We start from the raw sequence: 20191 nt of genomic DNA, 5'->3' as shown, positions 1-20191 counted from the left end.
ACATGCCACGCTCCCGCTACAAGACCCTCGTTGATACCTATGCGGCAGACATCCGCTCGGGCCGTCTCGCGCCGGGCACGCGACTGCCGACCCACCGGCAACTGGCCGTGAGCGAAGGGTTGGCGCTGGTCACGGCCTCGCGGGTGTACGCCGAGCTGGAGGCGATGGGCCTGGTCAGTGGCGAAACCGGCCGCGGCACCTTTGTGCGGGAAACCTCGTTGTCGGCGGGGCAGGGCATTGATCAAAAGGATGTCGCGGTCGGCATGATCGACCTCAATTTCAACTACCCGTCATTGCCCGGTCAGGCTGAGCTGTTACGCACGGCGTTACGCCAATTGGCACTGTCCGGTGACCTCGAAGCGCTGCTGCGTTATCAACCACACGCCGGCCGCCAGCACGAGCGCGCCTCGGTTGCGCGGCATCTGCTGAGTCGCGGGGTGAGCGTTGAGGCCGGGCAAGTGCTGATCGTCAACGGCGCCCAGCAAGGGCTGGCGGTGACGCTGATGGCACTGCTCAAACCGGGCGATGTGATTGCGGCAGATGCGCTGACCTATTCCGGGTTCAAGGTGCTGGCCGAAGCGCTGCATCTGGAAGTGGTGGCGATTCCGATCGGTGACCACGGGCCGGATCTGGCGGCGCTGGATAAACTCTGTCGCAGCCGCTCGGTGCGCGCCGTGTACAGCATGCCGACCCTGCACAATCCGCTGGGCTGGGTGATGCCGACTGAGCAACGCGAGCAGCTGATATCGATTGCCCGTCAGCATGATCTGACGATCATTGAAGACGCGGCCTACGCCTTTCTGGTGGAAAACCCACCGCCAGCGCTGGTCGACATGGCGCCCGAGCGCACGGTTTATGTGTCGGGACTTTCCAAGAATATCGCCACCGGTTTGCGCGTCGGTTTCATCGCTGCGCCGGAGGCCAAGGTGCCGGCGCTGGAGCGAATCATCCGCGCCACCACCTGGAACACTCCCGGCGTGATGACCGCCATTGCTTGCGCCTGGCTCGACGACGGCACTGTCACCTCGCTTGAAGAACAAAAGCGCAGCGACGCCAAGGCTCGTCAGGCACTGGCCGCCGAGTTGCTCAAAGGGTTGCCCTATTTCGCACATCCATCCTCGTATTTCTTGTGGTTGCCGCTGCCGGAAGATGTGCGCGCCGATCGGATTGTCATGGAGTTGATGCACGAACAGATTTCGGTCACCAGCGCCGAGCCGTTTTCGGTGGCGACTCATACACCGCATGCGATTCGGTTGGCATTGGGTTCAGTGGATATGAGCGTGTTGCGCCAAGCGTTGATCACCGTCAGAAACGTCATCGGCGCTTATCTGTAGAACCGTTGGCAAGGGAACAAGCTCCCTGGCCACAAAATGTTAGCCTTGGCGCATTCGCATCAAATCGCTTTGGATCGCCTGATGAAAAACACCGCTTCACTGTCCCTCGCCCTGATACTCACCGCTGGCCTGCTCGGCACAACCGCCCACGCAGCAGGCGATCCCGAGGCCGGCGCAAAAATCTTCCCGCGCCTGTGCGGCGGCTGCCATCAAGTCGGCGAATCCGCCCGCTCGGGTTTCGGTCCGGAACTCAACGGCATCATCGGCCGCCCGGCCGGGACGTCGGCGAACTATGTGTATTCCGATGCGATGAAAAACTCAGGCGTGACCTGGGACCACGAAACGCTTAAGGCTTACCTGAAAGATCCGAAAGGCGTGGTGCCGGGTACGCGGATGATTTTCTGGGGGCTGAGTGATGAGGAGAAGCTTGAGAATTTGCTGGCGTACCTGCAAACATTTCCGCGATAACGCCAGCTTCTAAAGTGGTATCGAGGCAGTGGCCTGCCAGGCGAATCATTGCATGATCAATTGTTCGCCTGAGCAATACGCCATAGATCCCGAGACATTGCGCAAGGCATTTACCCATGTGTCTGACGGGGTCATGAACAAACTGGTCGATGATCTGAAACAGTCGCCAGCGCCGACTTTCAAGGGTTGCCTGGGCTGCTGAAGGCTTGTCGCAATGTGCATCAACGCCTACATGGATTCAGTCGTCAGGTATTGTGTCAGCAAGGGCAGCAGTTGTTCGCAAGCGCCCTCAATCTTCAAATCCAGCAAATCATCCGCCCGTGTCTTGCCCATATTGATCGCAATCAACGGCTTGCCGCGATCTGCGATCACCCGGCACAGGCGAAACGCTGAATAGGCCATTAACGAAGACCCCACCACCAGCATTCCCGCCGCCGTCTGCGCTGCATCCATGGCCCGAGCGGCGGTAGGTTGCGCGACGTTTTCGCCGAAAAAAACCACGTCCGGCTTCATCCGCTCGCCCGCGCAAAACGGGCAGTGTGGCACCTGAAAGCGTGCTTCGAATGCCGGGTCAAGCAGGGTGTCACCGTCTGGCGCCTGCACTGCATCGACGCCGGCCAGATACGGATTCTGCCGTTCCATCAGTTGCTGAATCGAATCGCGATCGCTGCGCTGGCCACAATCCAGACACAGCACGCGGTGCAGGCTGCCGTGCAGTTCGATCACGTCATGACTGCCGGCCTGATCGTGCAAAGTGTCGACGTTCTGTGTGATCAAGCCGCTGATCCTGCCATGCCGCTGCAAACTGGCCAGCGCCTCATGCGCTGCATTCGGTTGCGCTTGACGCACCCGAGGCCAGCCCAACATCGCCCGCGACCAGTAGCGGCGGCGTGACTCGGGGGCGGCGAGGAACTCCTGATACATCATCGGTTGCCGGCCACGTCGCACGCCGTCGCTGTCGCGGTAGTCGGGGATGCCCGAGGGGGTGCTGATGCCGGCGCCGGTGAGCACCAGGAAGTCACCGTCGATCATCGCCTGTTGCAGCGTGTCGAGGTGTTCGCGGATCGGGCTGTCGAGCATGGCTGGCATTCCATTAGCGATGAGTGCCATGCAGGTTAGCACTGACCTCCGTGGAGAGGGAGAGAGCTCCCTCGCCACAGATTCGCGGTTATTTGCGAGCCTCCAGAATCAGGTTGAACGGCGTCTGCGTCGCTCGCCGGAACTGCTTGAATCCGGCCTCGGTAAACACTTTGCGCAGGCGCTTTTCACCGGCCTGCGCACCGAGGCCCAGGCCGACTTCCTGGGACAGCGAGTTCGGCGTGCAAATGAACGTCGATGCTGCGTAGAAAAGCCGTCCCACCGGGTTGATGTTGTCGTCCAGCGCATCGTTGGCGAAGGGCTCGACCAGCAACACCGTGCCGTCGTCCTTGAGCGAGTCGTAGGCATGACGCGCGGCGCCCACCGGGTCGCCCATGTCGTGCAGGCAATCGAAATAGCAGATCAGGTCATAGTCATTGCCGGGGTAGTTTTTCGCTGAGCCCTGGAGGAAAGTCGCCCGACTGCTGACCCCGCCTTCTTCCGCGCGCTGGTTAGCGACGGTGATCGACGGTGCGTGAAAGTCGTAGCCGACGAAACGCGAGTTGGGATACGCCTGGGCCATCAACACGGTCGAGGCGCCGTGGCCGCAGCCGATGTCGGCGACTTTCGCGCCTTTCTCGAGTTTGGCCACGACGCCTTCCAGCGCCGGCAACCATTCGGCGATCAGGTGGCCTTTATAGCCAGGGCGGAAAAACCGTTCGGTACCGCTGAACATGCACGGATGGTGATCGCCCCAGGGCAGGGCGCCGTTGCCGCGCATGGCTTTGACCAGTTTGTCCTTGTCGTGGAAAAACGACGCTACCACCCCCAGACCGCCGGCGACGTAAACCGGCGAGTCCTCGACGGCCAGCGCCATGGCCTGTTCTTCTGGCAGGCGAAACTGCCCGTCGCGGTGCTCCATGTAGCCGGAGGCGGCGTGAGCGCTGAGCCATTCGCGCACCAGGCGCGGGTTACAGGTGGTTTTTGCTGCGAGGGCTTCGGGGCTGATCGGCTGACTGTCGGCCATCGCCCGGTACAGCCCGAGTTCTTCGCCGACGATGACATTGGCCAGCATTGCCGCGCCGCCCATGTCGTTGACCAGTTTGCCCATGAATTCGTTGAGTCGAGCCTCGTCCATCATGTGTGCTCCTGAAACAGGATCACCGTCCGGCGCCGTTGAGCGTCGAGGCATGCGCCACCGGGCGGTGGTCATGGAAACAGGCAGGGCACGGCAAAAGTCCTGCGGCCCCCTCGACTGGGTCATGAATGAGTCTAGCCCGGATTCTTTGATCGACGCGGAGCAAATGTGGGAGCGAGCCTGCTCGCGAAGGCATTGTGTCAGCCGCTGCATTCATTAACGGACACACCGCTATCGCAAGCAGGCTCACGCTTACAGGAAAGCTGTATGGATTGAGGAGCGGTGATCACCGCTAATCCTTGTGGGAGCTGGCTTGCCAGCGATGAGGTCGGCACAGTCGATCATGATGTTGGCTGTGCTGACGCCATCGCTGGCAAGTCAGCTCCCACAGGTTTTTTCAGTGAGTTCAAAGGGTGTGTATCGCTGTGTATCGCTGTCGCGGAGGGATACATGGGGTGGCAAATATCGGGTGGGTTGAACACAGCGTCGATACAGCCAACGGTTGAACTGCGTGGGTCAACCACCGAGGTGAGCCACCATGCAAACCCCTCATGTATCAAGGCAACCCAGCGTAGGGCTGGGCCTGCGCCGTGGGCTGTTGAAAGATCTGCAAGCCGCCCCCGCCGGCGATTTCGACTTTCTGGAAGTCGCCCCGGAAAACTGGATCGGCGTCGGCGGTGCCCACGGCGCGGCGTTACGCGAACTGGCCGAGCGTTATCCGTTGTCCTGTCACGGTTTGTCGTTGTCGCTCGGCGGCCCGGCGCCGCTCGACTGCGGTTTTCTGCAGGAAGTGCGGGGTTTTCTCGATCATCACCGCGTTGAACATTACAGCGAACATCTGAGTTACTGCAGCGACGACGGCCATCTCTACGATCTGTTGCCCTTGCCGTTCACTGAGGAAGCGGTGCACCACGTCGCCGCGCGTATCCGCCAATCCCAGGACATTCTCGGTCGCCGCCTTGCCGTGGAAAACGTCTCCTACTATGCCGCCCCGCGTCAGGACATGGACGAAGTGACCTTCACCAACGCGGTATTGCGCGAGGCTGATTGCGACTTGCTGCTGGACGTCAACAATGTCTACGTCAATGCCATCAACCACGGTTTTGATCCGCGGGATTTTCTGGCCCGGATCGAGCCGGGCAGGGTGGTCGGGATGCACGTGGCCGGGCATTTCGATGAGTCCGACAGTCTCAAGATCGACACCCATGGCGCCTCGGTGAAACCGCAGGTGTGGTCGTTGCTGGCCGAAGCCTACGCACGGTTCGGCGCGCAGCCGACGCTGCTGGAGCGTGATTTCAATTTCCCGGCATTTGCCGAACTGGTCGCCGAGCTACAGACCATTCGCCGTCTGCAAGGCGAAGGAGTTCAGCGTGGATAACCTTGAACAGCAACAACGGGCGCTGACGCGTTATCTGCGTGATCCCGACAGCCACGTACCTCCTGCTGAAATGGATACTGCGCGGGTCAATGTGTACCGCGATCTGCTGTTCAACAATCTTTCGCAATTGTTGAGTGGCACCTTTCCTGTACTGATCCGGATCGTCGGCGATCAACGCTGGCAAATGCTGATTCGCGGTTTTTTGCGCGATTACCGTGCGCAAACGCCGAAGTTTTCCGAGATTGCCGAGACGTTCCTCGACTATCTCGCCACGCAGCCTGCGGTGTTGAGCGAGGGGGCGTGGCCCGCGTTTTTGCTGGAGCTGGCGCATTACGAATGGGTAGAGATGGTCTTGCAGCAATCCGACGCCGATCCCTTGCCTGCTACGGATAAAGGCTTGTTGCTGGAGCGGCCATTGCGGATCTCGGCGCTGGCCTGGCCTTTGGCTTACACGTGGCCGGTGCAGCGCCTTGGCCCGGATTATCAGCCTTCAACCGCCCCGGCGCATCCGACGCTGTTACTGGTACGGCGGGAGGCGGATTTCAGCGTGAAGTTTTCGCAGTTGAGCCCGTTGGCCTGGCGGTTGCTGCAGCGGATCGGCGAGTTGCCGTCATTGACCGGACGGGAGCAGTTACAGGGCTTGGCACAGGAGGCTGGGCAATTCGCAGACGAGTCGTTCATGGCCAGTGGATTGGCGTTGTTGCAGCAAATGCACGAAGACCGGGTAATCGGTATTACTTGAATCACCGCAAAACCCCCTGTAGGAGCTGTCGAGTGAAACGAGGCTGCGATCTTTTGATTTTGATCTTTAAAAACCACATCAAAAGATCGCAGCGTGCCGCAGTTCCTACAGGGGATTTGTGGTGGGCAGGTTTAGAGTGGCAGCTTCAGTTCAGCACACAACCCGCCGCCCTCGCGGTTGCTTAAGGTCAACGAGCCGCCGAGGGCTATTGCCAATTGCTGGGCGATGGCAAGACCCAGACCCGTGCCGCCAGTGCTGCGATTGCGCGAGTTTTCCACGCGGTAGAACGGCTCCATCACTTGCGCCAGATCGGCTTCGGCGATGCCCGGGCCGCGATCCATGACGGTGATCGACAGCTTTCCCTTGTTCGCTGCGACCCACACCTCGGCACCACCAGCGAATTTCAAGGCATTGTCGGTCAAGTTCACCAGCACCCGGCGCAACGCGTGCGGACGGGTCTCGACGACTACATCACTTTTTCCGATCAGTTGTACTTTTTTGCCCATGTCCTGATAGTCGAACACCAGGCTCTCGAGGAACGAATCCATGTCGGTGCGCCGACTTTCTTCGGTCGAGCCATGGATGCTGCGGGCGTAGGCCACACCTTCGCGCACCAGGTGTTCCATTTCGCCGAGGTCGTTGCACAGTTTTTCCTTCTCTGCTGAATCGTCCATGAACTCGGCCCGCAGTTTCATCCGCGTGATCGGGGTTTGCAGGTCATGGGAGATCGCGGCCAGCAGTTGCATGCGTTCCTTGAGATAGGTGGCAATCCGCGCCTGCATCGTGTTGAAGGCACGGGCGGCGTAGACCACTTCGTTCGGACCTTTCTCGTCCAGTTGAATCGGGTGCGCGTTGGGATCAAGGGTTTCCACGGCGTTGGCCAGCCGCGTCAAGGGCCGGATGGCGATGCGCACGGCCAGCCAGGTGCAGGCGATCATCAGCGCCAGTTGCCCGAGCAGCACCACTGGCAGCCACGGCGACAGTGGCGTCATCGCGGGGCGCACGTCGATGGTCACCGGGCTGCCGTCGCTCAGGCGCAGGTGGCCTTGAAAATGCTTTTTCGGGCCGGGAATATCGGTGAAGGTCAGGGGGTATTTATCGCCCAGGACCTCAGTGATTGAGGTGACCGCAATGGGCACGTCAGCGGACTTGATCGGCGTACCGCCGTCGCCTTCGCTCAGCAGATAGCCGTAATTGTTGCGCGCCAGGCGCTCGAGCCAGGCCGGACGCTCCTCGGCCGGCAGGCGATCAAGAATCGCAATTGAGGTCGAGACGTCGGTTTGCAGATTGCCGAGCATGGTGCTTTTTGCACTCTGATAACGCTCGTAATACTGCGCACCGAACGACAGCGCCTGGGCGAGAATCAACCCGACCAGAAAAATCAGCGACAAGCGCGAGGCCAGTGTGCGCGGCCAGTGCAGGTTAAGTGTCATGCCGGGGCACCGAGTAACTCGACCGGCAGTGAGAACACGTAACCTTCGCTGCGCACGGTCTTGATGTAGGCCGGCTCACGGGCGTCATCGAGCAGGCGCTGGCGCAAACGGCTGACCAGCAAATCGATGGAACGGTCGAACAGATCCGCGTCGCGGCCTTGGGTCAGGTTGAGCAATTGATCGCGGCTGAGTACCCGTTGCGGATGATCGAGAAACACCCGCAGCAAACGATATTCGGCGCCACTGAGCGCCACCATGGTGCCGTCCTTGTCCAGCAGGTGTCGGGCCGAGGTGTCCAGTTGCCAGCGACCGAACGCCAGCAAACGACCGGCTTCGGTGACCACCAGATTCGGCGGCAGCATTCGCGTGCGGCGCAGTACGGCGTTGATCCGCGCCAGCAGTTCGCGGGCGGCGAAGGGTTTGGTCAGGTAGTCGTCCGCGCCCATTTCCAGACCGATGATGCGGTCGGTTTCGTCATTGCGTGCGGTGAGCATCAACACCGGCGTCGCCTTGTGCTTGCCTACGCGCAATTCGCGGCACAGCTGCAGGCCATCGTCGCCGGGCATCATGATGTCGAGCACGATCAGGTCAACCGTGTTGGTTTCGAGAAAGCTGCGCATCTGCCGGCCATCGGCGACGACGGTGGTGCGCAGACCGTTCTTTTTCAGGTAATTGCCGACCAGCTCGCGGATCTCGCGGTCGTCGTCGACGATGAGAATGTGATCGACATGTTCCATGGGGCCCGGCCTCTGGCAAAGGGGAATGTCACGCAGTCTATCGAGCCTTCGGGTGCTCGCCTGCCTGCCTTTGTATTGCAGTGTATCTGGCGTTACAAGCGATACACGCAGACGTAAAAAAGCGATTTGTTCAGGGTTTTGTATCGCTGTGTATCCCCGGGCGGCGCAGATACACAGCGAGGGTTAGCCGCCATTTCCCGACACATGCGCGATACCTCGTGAGCCTCAAATAGGCTCCATCGAGGCACTCCATGACGCCTCGGCTCAAACCCTTTGCAGCCATGAGGAACACGCCATGAAAAACTCGTCCGTTATCGCCGCCTGCCTGTTTGCCGCCCTGAACATCTGCACCCTGTCGGCCCGCGCCGAAGCCGAAGTCACCGCGCAAACTTACAACTACGGCACCCACCTGGATATCCAGAAAGTCATTTCGCTGACCCAGGACAACTCGGTGACCTGCGGGATTGTCGATGCGCGCATGACTTATCTGGATTCGGCCGGCAAAACCCGCGTACTCGATTACAGCAAATTCGCTGACGGTTGCAACGACGGCAACTGAGTATCACTTGTTTACAGGCAGAACCTTATGAACGACGTCTCTCGGTTCCCTCCCGCCAATCCAAGGTGATTTTATGTACTTGATCGCGTTTCTCGGCGGCCTGTTGACCGTCCTCAGTCCCTGCATCTTGCCGGTGGTGCCGTTCCTGTTTGCCAACGCCGACCGTAAACGCTCCTCGATCCTGCTGACCCTCGGCGGCATGACCCTGACCTTCGCCCTGATCTCAAGCCTGGCCGTGGTCAGCAGTGAGTGGGTGATTCAGGCCAGCAACACCGGCCGCCACATCGCCTTGATCGTCATGGCGGTGTTTGCGCTGTCGCTGATCTCGGCGCGCGTGGGTGACTGGCTGGCGCGACCGTTTGTGTTGCTCGGCAACCATCTCGACCCGGACGCCAGCAAGAAGGCCGGGCCCATGGGGTCGGTGATGATCGGCGTGGCCACCGGGTTGCTCTGGGCACCCTGCGCCGGGCCGATCCTCGGCGTGATCCTCACGGGCGCCATGCTGCAAGGCGCCAACGCCCAGACCAGCCTGTTGCTGCTGGCCTACGGCGCGGGAAGTGCGCTGTCGCTGGGGGCGTTGATTTTCGCCGGCCGTGGCGTGGTCAATCGCTTGAAACCTTCGATTCCGTTCACCGGGTGGTTTCGTCGCGGCGCCGGTGTTGCAGTGCTTGCCGGCGTGGCAGTGATTTCCACCGGCGCCGATAAAACCTTGCTGGCGGGCACGTCGTCCGAAGGCGTCACCAGCGTCGAGAGAAACGTGCTGGAGAACGTGCCGAAAGTGGTCGACTTCCTCGTCAGCAAAGTCAGCGCAGATTCGAGGATGGACGAGAGTAAAGGCGCCATGCCGTCGCTGTCCGGTGCCGTGCAATGGCTCAATTCACCGCAACTGAGCGCCGAATCCCTGCGTGGCAAAGTCGTGCTGGTGGATTTCTGGACCTACGACTGCATCAACTGCCAGCGCACCCTGCCGTACGTCAAAGACTGGGCGAAGAAGTACGAGAAGGATGGCCTGGTGGTGATTGGCGTACACACCCCGGAATACGGCTACGAGCGGATCATCGACAATGTTCGGGACCAGGTGCAGAAACTCGGCATCACCTACCCGGTGGCCATAGACAACAACTATGCGATCTGGCGCGCCTTCGACAATCAGTACTGGCCGGCGCACTACCTGATCGACGCCAAGGGGCAGATGCGTTACAGCCACTTCGGTGAAGGTCGCTACGAAGCGCAGGAGCAAATGATCAAGCAGTTGCTGGAAGAGGCCAAGGCCCCGGCTGCCTGATCAAACAACTCAATGGCTCAGAGGTCACGCACCATGAGCCATTGTTCGTTGTCCCAGGCGCGAAAGCGTTCCAGTACTGCCCAGCCGCGTTTGGCGTAGTAGTCCTGTTTGTTCTGCGTGTGCAGATACAGGCGGGGGAGGCCGCGGTTTTTTGCTTCCCGACAAACCCCGTCGATCAACTGCTGTGCCAGACCTTGCCCGCGAACCTCTGGGTCGACGAACACGCAGGCCAGCCACGGGCCGAGATCCTGCCGATGTTCGAGATCATCGCGGGCCAGCGCCGCACCACCGACCAAGCGGTCGCCGTCCAGTGCGATCAGGCAGGACCAGTCGCCATTGCTTTGGCCCTCGGCAAATTCACGTTGCCATTGAGCCAAAGGTTGATGGGCGTATTCGTATTCAAATTGCTGGTGGATCCATGCGGCATAGGTGTCGCTGTGCTGCATGTGGCTGGCGAGCCATTCGAATTGCACGGGCATGACTGAAGTCCGTTCAGAGGGCGAGCGGGCATCAGAAACCAATCGCCGGATTCTGGCAATGCCGTGAGTGTTGCGCCCGCTTGACAAATGTTCACCACTTATCGGCAAAGCGGCGGTTTTATGGGGTTGCCGGACGATCGGCGGAGACGCCAAACAGGCTCGGCGCGATAGTGGGCAAGCCGCCTAACAGCAAACGGAGCTCGAATTCATGAGTACCCCGATTGATCTCACTGCCCTGAAGGAACGCCAGAAAGTCGCCTGGGCCAGTGGCGACTACGCCGTGATCGGCACCACACTGCAAATTGTCGGCGAAAACCTCGCCGAAGCCTGCGATCTGCGCTGCGATGAAGAGGTGCTTGATGTGGCTGCCGGCAACGGCAATGCGACCTTGGCAGCGGCGCGGCGCGGTTGTCTGGTGACCTCGACCGATTACGTTGCGATGCTGCTGGAGCGCGGCCAGGATCGCGCCCGCGCCGAACATCTGGAAGTGACTTTTCAAGTCGCCGACGCGGAAGCCTTGCCGTTCGCCGATGGCAGTTTTGCCGCGGTGCTGTCGACGTTCGGGGTGATGTTTGCCCCCGATCAGGACAAGGCCGCTGCCGAATTGGCGCGGGTCTGCCGGCGTGGTGGGCGGATCGGTCTGGCCAACTGGACGCCGGAAGGATTTGTCGGGCAGATGTTCAAGACCCTCGGCCGGTATCTGCCACCGCCGGCCGGCGCACAGCCGCCGTCGAACTGGGGTACGGAGGCGTGGCTGCACAAACATTTCGATGATCACGATTTTGTCGTGCAGGTCGCGCGGCGCGAATTCAATTTCCGCTATCGTTCGGCAGCGCATTTCATCGACATCTTTCGGCACTGGTACGGCCCGGTGCACAAGGCTTTCGCCGCGCTGCCACCGGAAAGCGGTCAGGCACTGGAAAGTGATCTGGCGGATTTGCTCAACCGGTCGAACCGCGCGGGGGAGGACTCGCTGGTGGTGCCGAGTGAGTATCTGGAGGTGGTGATCAACAAGCGCTGAGTTAAACCTGATCCTTCAGCTCGGCGCAGATCCTTGTGGGAGCTGGCTTGCCAGCGATAGCGGTCAACCGGTAAACAACTCTGTTGACTGACACTGCGCCATCGCTGGCAAGCCAGCTCCCACAGGGTTTCGTATTGGGATTGTCGGAGTTTATTTCACCTGCGACCGATCAAACCATTCCAGCGCCGTACGCCAGATGCAGATCCCCAGAAAGTAAGCCGACATCAGCAACCACAAACCCATCACCAATGGGTTGATCACCGGATGGTTGAGCACCAGCGACAGACTGCACAGCAGCCAGATCGCCGTCACGGCAATGTTGATCGGCATGAACCGACGCACACGGAACGGATGCAGGAACTTCATCCGTGTCACGGTCAGCAGCGCCAGGCCGATGACGGTCAGAAAGGTGATCCATGGCCCAGGGCCGATGATGTAGAGGCACAGTGCGACCACGTTCCACGCAGCAGGGAAGCCGACGAAGTAGTTGTCCTTGCTCTTCATGTTGACGTTGCAGAAACAGAACAGTGACGACACCAGAATCAGCGACACCGTCAGCAACAGCGTGTAATCCGGCAGCGGAATGTAGCGATAGATGAACAGTGCCGGGATAAACACGTAAGTCAGGTAATCGATCACCAGATCAAGGACCGAGCCGTCGAAACTCGGCAGCACCGACTGCACATTGACCTTGCGCGCCAGTGCGCCGTCAAGGCCATCGACGATCAGCGCCACCCCCAGCCACATCAGGCAGTGGGTGGGTTGGTTTTCCAGCAGGGCGAGGGTGGCCAGAAATGCAGTGACCACGCCGGTCGCGGTAAAACCATGGGCGCCCCAGGCTTTGAGCCTGGCTATGTGGACGGTGGATATCACGGGGGCGTTCTCCAGAAATTAATGCCAGCCGGGTATTACCCTTGGACAGCAAGGGCGCCGGCAAACCGGTTCGGGTTGCAGCTATCGACCGGTCGGGCCGGGATAAGGTTCACCCACCCTGAATCTTAGCTGGCCATCGAAAAAACAGGCGAGCGAAATACATTAGCAGTTTCGGCATCGGCCAAACGGTGCTGGCGCAACGCCCGCAGCGGTCTATCGTTGCCAGACGCAATAAATTTCAATGCTTGAGGATGACGTCATGAACACCAGCGATTTGCTTGAACAACTGCTGCGGGGCCAGGGCTCGGCGGGTCAGCAAAGTGGTGCGGCGGCCGGTGGCGGTTTGGGCGGCCTCGGTGGATTGCTGGGTGGCTTGCTCGGTGGCGCGGATTCTACAGGCACACGTGGTGGCGCTGCGGCTGGCGGGCTTGGCGGACTTGGCGGTTTGGGTGGCTTGCTCGGCGGGCTACTCGGCGGCGGCGGTGGGTTGGGCGGCGCACTGGGTGGCGGCACGCAAACTCGTTCCGGCGGCACTAATTATGCGGCGCTGGCATCACTGGGGATGATGGCCTATCAGGCGTATCAAGCCTGGCAACGCAACCAGGCCAGCACGGCGGCGCAGCAAACGCCGCAGACGGCCAATCTGCTCGCCGGCCCGGAAATCGAAGAGCACAGCCACGCGGTGTTGCGCGCCTTGATCGCAGCGGCCAAGGCGGACGGGCGCATCGACGAAACGGAAAAACATCTTATAAGCAGCGAAATCGGCAAACACACCGATGACCCGCAACTACAGCAATGGCTGGACGCCGAAGTCGCCAAACCACTCAATGCCGCCGAAGTCGCACAAGCCGCAAACGACGACCCGGCTGTGGCCGCCGAAATGTACCTGGCCAGCATCATGCTGGTGGACGACCAGCAAGATGCCGAACGCACTTATCTGGACGAGTTGGCGGCGGCGCTGGGGATTGATCCTGAGTTGCAGGTGCATCTGGAGCAACAGGCCAACGGCACAGCCTGAAATCAGAGGTTAAACACCGTCCGTCAGGGCTTTTTTGAGGTCGATTGAATTTTTGGCACGCGCAGCCCCTCTGCTGCTGTAGAGGCGCGAAACAGCGCCGTACCAATCGACCGAGAATATTGCCATGACTGTCCTGACACGTTTTCAATCTGTGCCGGCCCAAGCACAAGCGATCACTCCCGCCGGCAACCTGCGTGGCATTTACGAAACGCTATTGCGCGAGGAGAACTCGCAAGGCCTCGCGCAAACGTTCTTGAACGAACAGCTGCAACGCGCCGCCGCGTTGCCCGAGGAACTTCCGCACGATCCATCGACCTGGCACGACTGGGTCGCCGAGCACTGCGCCGATGTTGCCCGCCAATACGCCGATTACCTGCAACAACGCAAGGCAGGTGGGCCGCGGCAATTCTTTACCAGCAAGGCTCATGCGCTGTACTTTCTGCAAGCAGTTGCACCTACCAAACTGGTCGATGGTGCGTGGCTGTATGGCTTGTTGCAGCATTGGCGCGATCCACGCTTTGGCGGCTTGCTGTGCACCTATCTGGAAGAACTGGGGGAGGGTAATCCGGCGCAAAACCATGTGGTGATCTACCGCAAACTGCTGGCCGAGCACGACCTCGATCATGCCAGTTCCCTGGAAGACGGCCGCTATCTGCAAGGCGCGCTGCAACTCGCGCTCGGTGCCTGCGGCGATGATTTCCTGCCTGAGGTGATCGGCTACAACCTCGGCTATGAACAACTGCCGCTGCATTTGCTGATCAGCAGTTACGAACTCAGCGAGTTGGGCATTGATCCGTACTACTTCACCCTCCACGTGACCATCGACAACGCCAGCACCGGCCATGCGCAAAAAGCCGTGCAGGCCGTTCTGGATCTGTTGCCACTTGAGGCTGATCGCGCCGACTTTATGCGTCGGGTTTCGCTGGGTTATCGGCTCAATGATCTTGGGCAGGGCAGCCGCGCAATCATCGAAGGGTTCGACCTTGAGCGCGAATTGCTGTCGATGCTGGAGCGCAAGTGCCCATTCGCTCAGCACATGCACTCGGACTATTGCCGCTTTGAAGGGAAAACCGTCAACCAGTGGCTGGCCGAACCCGAGCATCTGCCCGGCTTCCTGCAAGCCTTGCAGAACAAAGGCTGGATCAAACGCCACGAAGACCCGCAGGCCAGCCGCTTCTGGCAGTTGATCGACGGCGATGGCGCGGCCATGTTCGGTGTGTTCAGCGCCTACGAAAAACAACTGGTGCGTGACTGGATTGCCGGCGACTGGAAACCCGCGAACAAACCCACCCCGTTACGTCGGCACGCCCCCGCCAACTCACCGATCGAGGTGCCTGAACAGGACCCCGATGTGCAGCAGCTCAACGACATGCTGCAAGGGCAGGATGGCCACGCCCAAATGGCGACGCTCATCCCATGGCTCGCGCCGGCCCGGCATGCACACCCGGCCGGTTTGCTCGCCACTCGCCGCTTCATCGAACTCAAATCCCGTTTGCCTTAAGGAAATCGTCAATGACTCAGGAAGATCAACTGTCCACCCATGACCTCGCGCTGCTGCAATTGGGCCGGCGCTTGCAAGCCGACGGCTACCGCTTCACCACACCGACGCCGCTGACCCACCAGCGGGTCAACCAGCGCGATGAAGGTCAATTCGCCGACTCTTTGCGCGATGTCTTTGGCTGGTCACGGCCCTTTGAACCGGGCTTGTTGTCCGCCGACGAACAGCAGCAACTGCTGGAAGCTCAGGTCATCGACAAGTACGAAGGGCACCTGAAGAGTCGGGTGCGCTGGTCGAGTCTGGACGATATGTTGTTTGTGCATTCGGCGTTTCCCACGGATGCCGCCGACTCGGTGTTTTTCGGCCCGGACACCTACCGTTTCGCGCAGTTGATTCACGCACATTTGCAGCAGAACTTCGCGCCGATCCACCGCGCAGTCGACATCGGATGTGGCGCCGGCGTCGGCGCGATCCTGATCGCCCGTGCCCGCCGCGAAGCGCAAGTGCTGGCGCTGGATATCAACCCCGCTGCACTGCGCCTGACTACGGTCAACGCGGCGCTGGCGGAAGTGGCCAACGTCGAAGCGTGTAACAGCGACATTCTGCAAGGCGTCGACGGCGATTTCGATTTGATCGTTGCCAACCCGCCGTACATGGCTGATCCGGCCGCACGCGCCTATCGGCATGGCGGCGGCACACTGGGCGCCGGGCTGTCGTTGCGTATCGTCGAGCAGGCACTCAATCGGCTGACACCGGGCGGTTCCCTGGTGCTGTACACCGGCGTGGCGATGGTCGATGGTCGCGACCCGTTTCTCGATACCGTGCTGCCACGACTCGATGAATCGCGCTTTGGCTGGACGTACCGCGAGCTCGACCCGGATGTGTTCGGAGAAGAACTGATGAACCCCGGTTATCAGCGAGTCGACCGGATTGCCGTGGTCGCCCTGACCGTGACCCGTATTGGCTGAAACAAGGCAGGTGCGCCATGAGCAGGAACCTCGATGACTACAACAGCATGCGCGATTTCTCGGCAACCTCTGAACCGGCGGCAGTAAAGCGTTCGGGCAAGAAAACGGCCGGCGATCACGCCTTGCAGTTCTGCATCCAGAAGCACGACGCCTCGCACCTGCATTACGATTTTCGCCTCGAACTCGATGGCGCGCTGAAGAGCTGGGCGGTGCCGAAGGGGCCGTCGCTCGACCCCAAGGTCAAACGCCTGGCAGTGCATGTCGAAGACCATCCGCTGGATTATGCGACGTTCGAAGGCAGTATTCCTGAAGGGCATTACGGCGCCGGGGATGTGATTGTCTGGGATCGCGGCGTATGGATTCCGCTGGAAGATCCGCAAAAGGCCTACGCCAAGGGCAAGCTCAAATTTGAACTGCAAGGCGAGAAATTGGCCGGCGTCTGGAATCTGGTGCGCACGCACATGCCGGGCAAAAAGGAAAACTGGTTTCTGATCAAACATCAGGACAGCGCCGCCCGCCCGCAGGACGACTATGACGTGCTGGTGGCGGAGCCGGACAGCGTGCTCAGCGAGCGAACGTTGGTCGACAAACCGAAGCTTGCGGCCAAGCAGGTCAAACCGCTGGAGAAGGCAGCCCCCAAAACCCGCAAAAAGGCTTCGGGTACGTTGACCGGCGCACACAAAGCGAAGATCCCCGTGCAGCTCAAACCGGAGTTGGCGACCTTGGTCGACAGCGCACCGGCAGGCGAGTGGAGTTACGAGATCAAGTTTGACGGCTACCGGATCATGGCGCGGATCGATCATGATCAGGTGCAGTTGTTCACGCGCAACGGTCATGACTGGACGCACAAGTTACCGAAACAGGCCGAAGCCCTTGCCGCGCTGGGACTGGAGTCGGCCTGGCTCGACGGTGAAATGGTGGTTGCCAACGAGCAGGGGGTGCCGGATTTTCAGGCGCTGCAAAATGCCTTCGATTCCGGCAGCAGCACCGACATTGTGTATTACCTGTTCGACTTGCCCTATCTCAACGGCGTCGACCTGCGTGAAGTCGCGGTGGAGGAGCGTCGCGCGGCACTGTCCACGGTTCTCGGCGCCCATGAGCAGCCCTTGTTGCGGTTCTCTGAAGCCTTTGATGAGACCCCGGATGCGCTGCTCAACAGCGCGTGTCAGATGCAAATGGAAGGCCTGATCGGCAAGCGCCTCGGCTCGCCCTACGTGTCGCGGCGCAGTGGAGACTGGATCAAGCTCAAGTGCAAACATCGCCAGGAATTCGTCATCGTCGGCTACACCGACCCAAAAGGTGCGCGCAGTGCGTTTGGCGCATTGTTGCTGGGGCTGCATGACCGCGACAGTGGTGAGTTGCGCTATGCCGGCAAGGTCGGCACCGGTTTCAATGAAACGACGCTGAAAAGCATCCTCGCTCAACTCAAACCGTTGCAGGTCAAGACCGCTGCAGTGGTCAATCCACCCAGCGGTTTCGAGGCCAAAGGCGTGCACTGGCTTAAGCCGAAGTTGCTGGCAGAAGTCGCGTTTGCGCAAATGACCAAGGATGGCTCGGTGCGCCACGCAGTGTTTCATGGTTTGCGCGATGACAAACCGGCGAAGGACATCACTGAGGAGCGAGCCAAGCCCGTGAAGAAGCCAGACAGCAAAACCACTGCGAAGAAACCTGCGAAAAAAGCCGTTGCGAGTAAACCTGCACCGGCCGAAACCGCACCCTCACAGCTCGGTCTGGCCAATGGAAAAGTGCGCATTACCCACCCCGATCGAGTGATCGACGCCGTCAGTGGCACCACCAAAATGCAGTTGGCCGAGTATTACGCCAGCGTCGCCGAATGGATTCTGCCGCAACTCAAGGATCGCCCGGTTGCCTTGGTGCGCGCGCCGGATGGCATCGCCGGCGAACTGTTCTTCCAGAAAAACGCCGAGCACTTGGCTATACCCGGCCTCACCACGCTGGACAAGGAGGTTACCGGTCAACCGGTGATGCTGATCAACAATGCCGAAGCGTTGATTGGCGCGGTGCAGATGAGCACTGTCGAACTGCACACCTGGAACGCCACCACGGTTGACCTGGAAAAGCCCGATCGCTTCGTTCTCGACCTTGACCCGGACCCGGCGCTGCCGTGGAAAAGCATGGTCGAAGCCACTGCGTTGACCCTCACGGTGCTGGATGAGCTGGGGCTCAAGGCGTTCCTCAAGACCAGCGGCGGCAAGGGCATTCACCTGGTGGTGCCGCTGACGCGCAAACTGGGTTGGGACGAGGTCAAGGATTTCAGCCACGCGATCGTCAGTCATATGGCCAAGCTGTTGCCGGATCGTTTTTCCGCGGTGTCCGGGCCGAAAAATCGCGTCGGGAAGATCTTCATTGATTACCTGCGAAATGGCCTCGGGGCCACGACCATATGCACTTATGCGGCGCGTACTCGCGAAGGTCTGCCGGTTTCGGTGCCGCTGTTTCGGGAGGAAGTGGCCGAGATCAAGGGCGGTAATCAGTGGAACATCCGCAACGTCCATGAGCGGCTGGCCGAGGTCGGCGACGAGCCTTGGGCGGACATGAAGAAAACCCGTCAGAGCATCACTGCCGAGATGCGTAAACGGGTGGGTATGAAGAAGTGATCAGGTACCGCGCAGCAAGTCGTGAGCGTTGAGCAGTTCGAAGGCGATCTGCGGGTTATTGCTGAGCCCCCGGCGAATGGCTGCCGGTATCGACTTGCGCGTCTTGCGGCACAGCCCCGGAATTTTCTCGATCTGAATGTCGATGCCCAGCATGGTGCGGACTTCGTGAAAGCCTGGCGATATGTCGACACGAATCCCCAACTGCTCATACATGCGGTTTTGCAGATGCCGGAGATCGGCGAGGTCCTTGAGCGTTTCCAGTCGTGCGAGCAAGACTTTTTCTTGCTCGCGGGTCAACAGCAGGATGCGCAAATCCGCATCTGACATTTCCACCAACAGGTCGCGCCCGCAATCGCAGGCGCCGGGTGGGCAGGGTGAGCGCATTGGCGCAGGAGTCGTCATGGCCTCCATCATAGAGGCCGTCGGACAATTTTGCCTATGCGCCTTCAGCTGCCGTCCATCGGCGGCTTCGTCCGTGACAGCTACTGATTCAACCCTTCGTAATGCACCAGAATCGCGTTGGCCAGGTCTTCATCGCTGGCATTGATGCCGGGATTGTCCTGACGAACCTGTTGCAGCACCGATTCAAGATAAACCCCACGAATGGCCCCGCCACTGGCGACAAATGCAGACAGGTCGTCACGAGCCGGAATCACCATTTTGTGATCCTTGAAGGTCGAATACAGCGACGCGGAGACACCTGCAGAGGTCGCGACATCTTTGGCATCAACTCTGGCCAGAGCAGTACCCACGGGCAGGCATAAGAGTAAAGAAGAAACGAGCACTAACTTGCGCATGACGGTATTCCTCCACAAGCGCGAAGCAAAAGGGAAGTACTACATAGGTGAGAGGGGCGCGAGGGGCGGGAGTTCCCTAAGGCGGCGCGGGTGACGCGGTCGCGAGTCACCCGGCCTGATGAAGGGTGGTCAGATGACGCCGCACGCCATGCGATCGCCGCCACCACCCAGAGGTTTGGGCATGTCGGCATGGTTATCGCCGCCGGCGTGAACCATCAGCGCGTGGCCTTTGATCTCGGAGATTTTCTTCAGGCGCGGCGCCAGCACCGGATAATTGGCGATACCGTCAGCGGTCACGTAAACCGCCGGCAGGTCGCCCAGATGACCGTCTGCATAGGGCCCGAGGTGTTTGCCGGTTTTCTGTGGATCGAAGTGGCCACCAGCAGCCAGTGCAGCACCTTTGACGCCGTCCTTCATGCCGGCCTCGCAGCTGCCGTTTTCATGCACATGAAAGCCATGAACGCCGGCCGGCAAGGATTTCAGATCCGGTGTGAACAGCAGGCCATAAGGCGTCTCACTGATCGTCACCGCACCGATTGCCTGGGGGGCACCGTCAGCGCTAACCAGATTGATGGTGACTTTTTCAGTTGCCGCCTGAGCGGAACCGATGGCCAAGGTGCCGAGCAAACCCAACCAGATTGCGCGTTTCATAAGCGTTTCCTTTTGCTGCACGATTTTCAGAAGACCGAATCAATGACCTTTGCCCATTAACGGGCGATGAACGCTGGATTCGGCTACGTTGCAAAATGAGACTCGTCGCACATTCCG

Annotated in this window: 21 protein-coding genes; 12 read left to right on the top strand and 9 right to left on the bottom strand. The window is 60.2% G+C overall.

Going from position 1 to position 20191, the window contains the following annotated elements; genetic code table 11:
- Window positions 1-2 precede the first annotated feature (2 nt).
- The 3 genes from AB4P97_RS12430 (at window position 3) to AB4P97_RS12420 (ending at window position 2004) form a co-directional block, all read left to right on the top strand.
- Window positions 3-1334, top strand: coding sequence for a PLP-dependent aminotransferase family protein (locus AB4P97_RS12430; protein WP_395602756.1), 1332 nt, complete (start codon window positions 3-5; stop codon window positions 1332-1334).
- A gap of 81 nt (window positions 1335-1415) precedes the next feature.
- Window positions 1416-1802, top strand: coding sequence for a cytochrome c family protein (locus tag AB4P97_RS12425; RefSeq protein ID WP_042562127.1), 387 nt, complete (start codon window positions 1416-1418; stop codon window positions 1800-1802).
- Window positions 1803-1854: 52 nt separating this feature from the next.
- Window positions 1855-2004 (top strand): hypothetical protein, encoded by a 150-nt coding sequence (locus tag AB4P97_RS12420; RefSeq protein WP_273875365.1) that lies wholly within the window; start codon window positions 1855-1857, stop codon window positions 2002-2004.
- Window positions 2005-2030: 26 nt separating this feature from the next.
- Here the strand turns inward: AB4P97_RS12420 and AB4P97_RS12415 are convergent, their stop codons facing one another.
- Window positions 2031-2882 (bottom strand): NAD-dependent protein deacetylase, encoded by an 852-nt coding sequence (locus AB4P97_RS12415; protein ID WP_395602755.1) that lies wholly within the window; start codon window positions 2880-2882, stop codon window positions 2031-2033.
- A gap of 88 nt (window positions 2883-2970) precedes the next feature.
- Window positions 2971-4017 carry a class I SAM-dependent methyltransferase gene (locus AB4P97_RS12410; RefSeq protein WP_042562126.1) on the bottom strand — a complete coding sequence of 349 codons (1047 nt, stop codon included), beginning with the start codon at window positions 4015-4017 and terminating at the stop codon, window positions 2971-2973.
- Window positions 4018-4555: 538 nt separating this feature from the next.
- On the opposite strand from AB4P97_RS12410, the gene AB4P97_RS12405 reads away from it, so the two are divergent.
- Entirely contained in the window at window positions 4556-5395 is an 840-nt protein-coding gene (locus AB4P97_RS12405) for a DUF692 domain-containing protein (RefSeq protein ID WP_395602754.1), read from the top strand.
- A complete protein-coding gene (locus AB4P97_RS12400) occupies window positions 5388-6137 on the top strand; it encodes a DUF2063 domain-containing protein (protein ID WP_395602753.1) in 750 nt (249 codons plus the stop codon). Before AB4P97_RS12405 ends, AB4P97_RS12400 begins: the two co-directional genes overlap by 8 nt.
- A 131-nt stretch (window positions 6138-6268) precedes the next feature.
- Here the strand turns inward: AB4P97_RS12400 and AB4P97_RS12395 are convergent, their stop codons facing one another.
- Both AB4P97_RS12395 and AB4P97_RS12390 read right to left on the bottom strand, forming a co-directional pair.
- Window positions 6269-7570: an ATP-binding protein gene (locus AB4P97_RS12395; RefSeq protein WP_395602752.1), complete on the bottom strand. Its 1302-nt coding sequence runs from the start codon at window positions 7568-7570 to the stop codon at window positions 6269-6271.
- On the bottom strand, window positions 7567-8307 hold the full coding sequence (locus AB4P97_RS12390) for a response regulator (RefSeq protein WP_047301869.1): 741 nt from the start codon (window positions 8305-8307) through the stop codon (window positions 7567-7569). The genes AB4P97_RS12395 and AB4P97_RS12390 overlap by 4 nt, the downstream gene beginning before the upstream one ends.
- Before the next feature lie 295 nt (window positions 8308-8602).
- On the opposite strand from AB4P97_RS12390, the gene AB4P97_RS12385 reads away from it, so the two are divergent.
- Window positions 8603-8866 (top strand): DUF2790 domain-containing protein, encoded by a 264-nt coding sequence (locus AB4P97_RS12385; protein ID WP_042559815.1) that lies wholly within the window; start codon window positions 8603-8605, stop codon window positions 8864-8866.
- Window positions 8867-8939: 73 nt separating this feature from the next.
- On the top strand, window positions 8940-10151 hold the full coding sequence (locus AB4P97_RS12380) for a cytochrome c biogenesis protein DipZ (protein WP_395602751.1): 1212 nt from the start codon (window positions 8940-8942) through the stop codon (window positions 10149-10151).
- Window positions 10152-10168: 17 nt separating this feature from the next.
- On the opposite strand, the gene AB4P97_RS12375 is transcribed toward AB4P97_RS12380, so the two are convergent.
- Complete coding sequence (locus AB4P97_RS12375; RefSeq protein WP_047301865.1) at window positions 10169-10630, bottom strand: GNAT family N-acetyltransferase; 462 nt, start codon at window positions 10628-10630, stop codon at window positions 10169-10171.
- A gap of 208 nt (window positions 10631-10838) precedes the next feature.
- Between AB4P97_RS12375 and AB4P97_RS12370 the strand changes: the two genes are divergently transcribed.
- Entirely contained in the window at window positions 10839-11651 is an 813-nt protein-coding gene (locus AB4P97_RS12370) for a class I SAM-dependent methyltransferase (RefSeq protein ID WP_042559812.1), read from the top strand.
- A gap of 150 nt (window positions 11652-11801) precedes the next feature.
- Here the strand turns inward: AB4P97_RS12370 and pcsA are convergent, their stop codons facing one another.
- Window positions 11802-12524 carry a phosphatidylcholine synthase gene (gene pcsA / locus AB4P97_RS12365; RefSeq protein ID WP_042559811.1) on the bottom strand — a complete coding sequence of 241 codons (723 nt, stop codon included), beginning with the start codon at window positions 12522-12524 and terminating at the stop codon, window positions 11802-11804.
- A gap of 259 nt (window positions 12525-12783) precedes the next feature.
- On the opposite strand from pcsA, the gene AB4P97_RS12360 reads away from it, so the two are divergent.
- The 4 genes from AB4P97_RS12360 (at window position 12784) to ligD (ending at window position 18626) form a co-directional block, all read left to right on the top strand.
- On the top strand, window positions 12784-13542 hold the full coding sequence (locus AB4P97_RS12360) for a tellurite resistance TerB family protein (RefSeq protein ID WP_395602750.1): 759 nt from the start codon (window positions 12784-12786) through the stop codon (window positions 13540-13542).
- A gap of 124 nt (window positions 13543-13666) precedes the next feature.
- The gene (locus tag AB4P97_RS12355) at window positions 13667-15043 is read left to right on the top strand and encodes an iron-containing redox enzyme family protein (protein WP_395602749.1); all 1377 of its coding nucleotides are present in this window, start codon (window positions 13667-13669) and stop codon (window positions 15041-15043) included.
- An 11-nt stretch (window positions 15044-15054) separates the two neighbouring features.
- Window positions 15055-16008, top strand: a complete 954-nt coding sequence (locus AB4P97_RS12350) for a methyltransferase (RefSeq protein ID WP_395602748.1) — start codon at window positions 15055-15057, stop codon at window positions 16006-16008.
- Between the two features lie 17 nt (window positions 16009-16025).
- Window positions 16026-18626: a DNA ligase D gene (gene ligD, locus AB4P97_RS12345; protein WP_395602747.1), complete on the top strand. Its 2601-nt coding sequence runs from the start codon at window positions 16026-16028 to the stop codon at window positions 18624-18626.
- Here the strand turns inward: ligD and AB4P97_RS12340 are convergent, their stop codons facing one another.
- From AB4P97_RS12340 to sodC, 3 genes are all read right to left on the bottom strand, one after another.
- Window positions 18627-19028, bottom strand: a complete 402-nt coding sequence (locus AB4P97_RS12340) for a hypothetical protein (RefSeq protein WP_196304164.1) — start codon at window positions 19026-19028, stop codon at window positions 18627-18629.
- An 80-nt stretch (window positions 19029-19108) separates the two neighbouring features.
- A complete protein-coding gene (locus AB4P97_RS12335) occupies window positions 19109-19423 on the bottom strand; it encodes a DUF2388 domain-containing protein (protein ID WP_042559656.1) in 315 nt (104 codons plus the stop codon).
- Between the two features lie 129 nt (window positions 19424-19552).
- Window positions 19553-20074 carry a superoxide dismutase family protein gene (sodC, locus tag AB4P97_RS12330; RefSeq protein ID WP_210703104.1) on the bottom strand — a complete coding sequence of 174 codons (522 nt, stop codon included), beginning with the start codon at window positions 20072-20074 and terminating at the stop codon, window positions 19553-19555.
- Window positions 20075-20191: the final 117 nt, after the last annotated feature.

It is taken from the genome of Pseudomonas sp. A1230, assembly GCF_044218825.1.
Lineage (GTDB): Bacteria > Pseudomonadota > Gammaproteobacteria > Pseudomonadales > Pseudomonadaceae > Aquipseudomonas > Aquipseudomonas iridis.
This window is presented reverse-complemented; position numbering and strand designations above follow the sequence as displayed.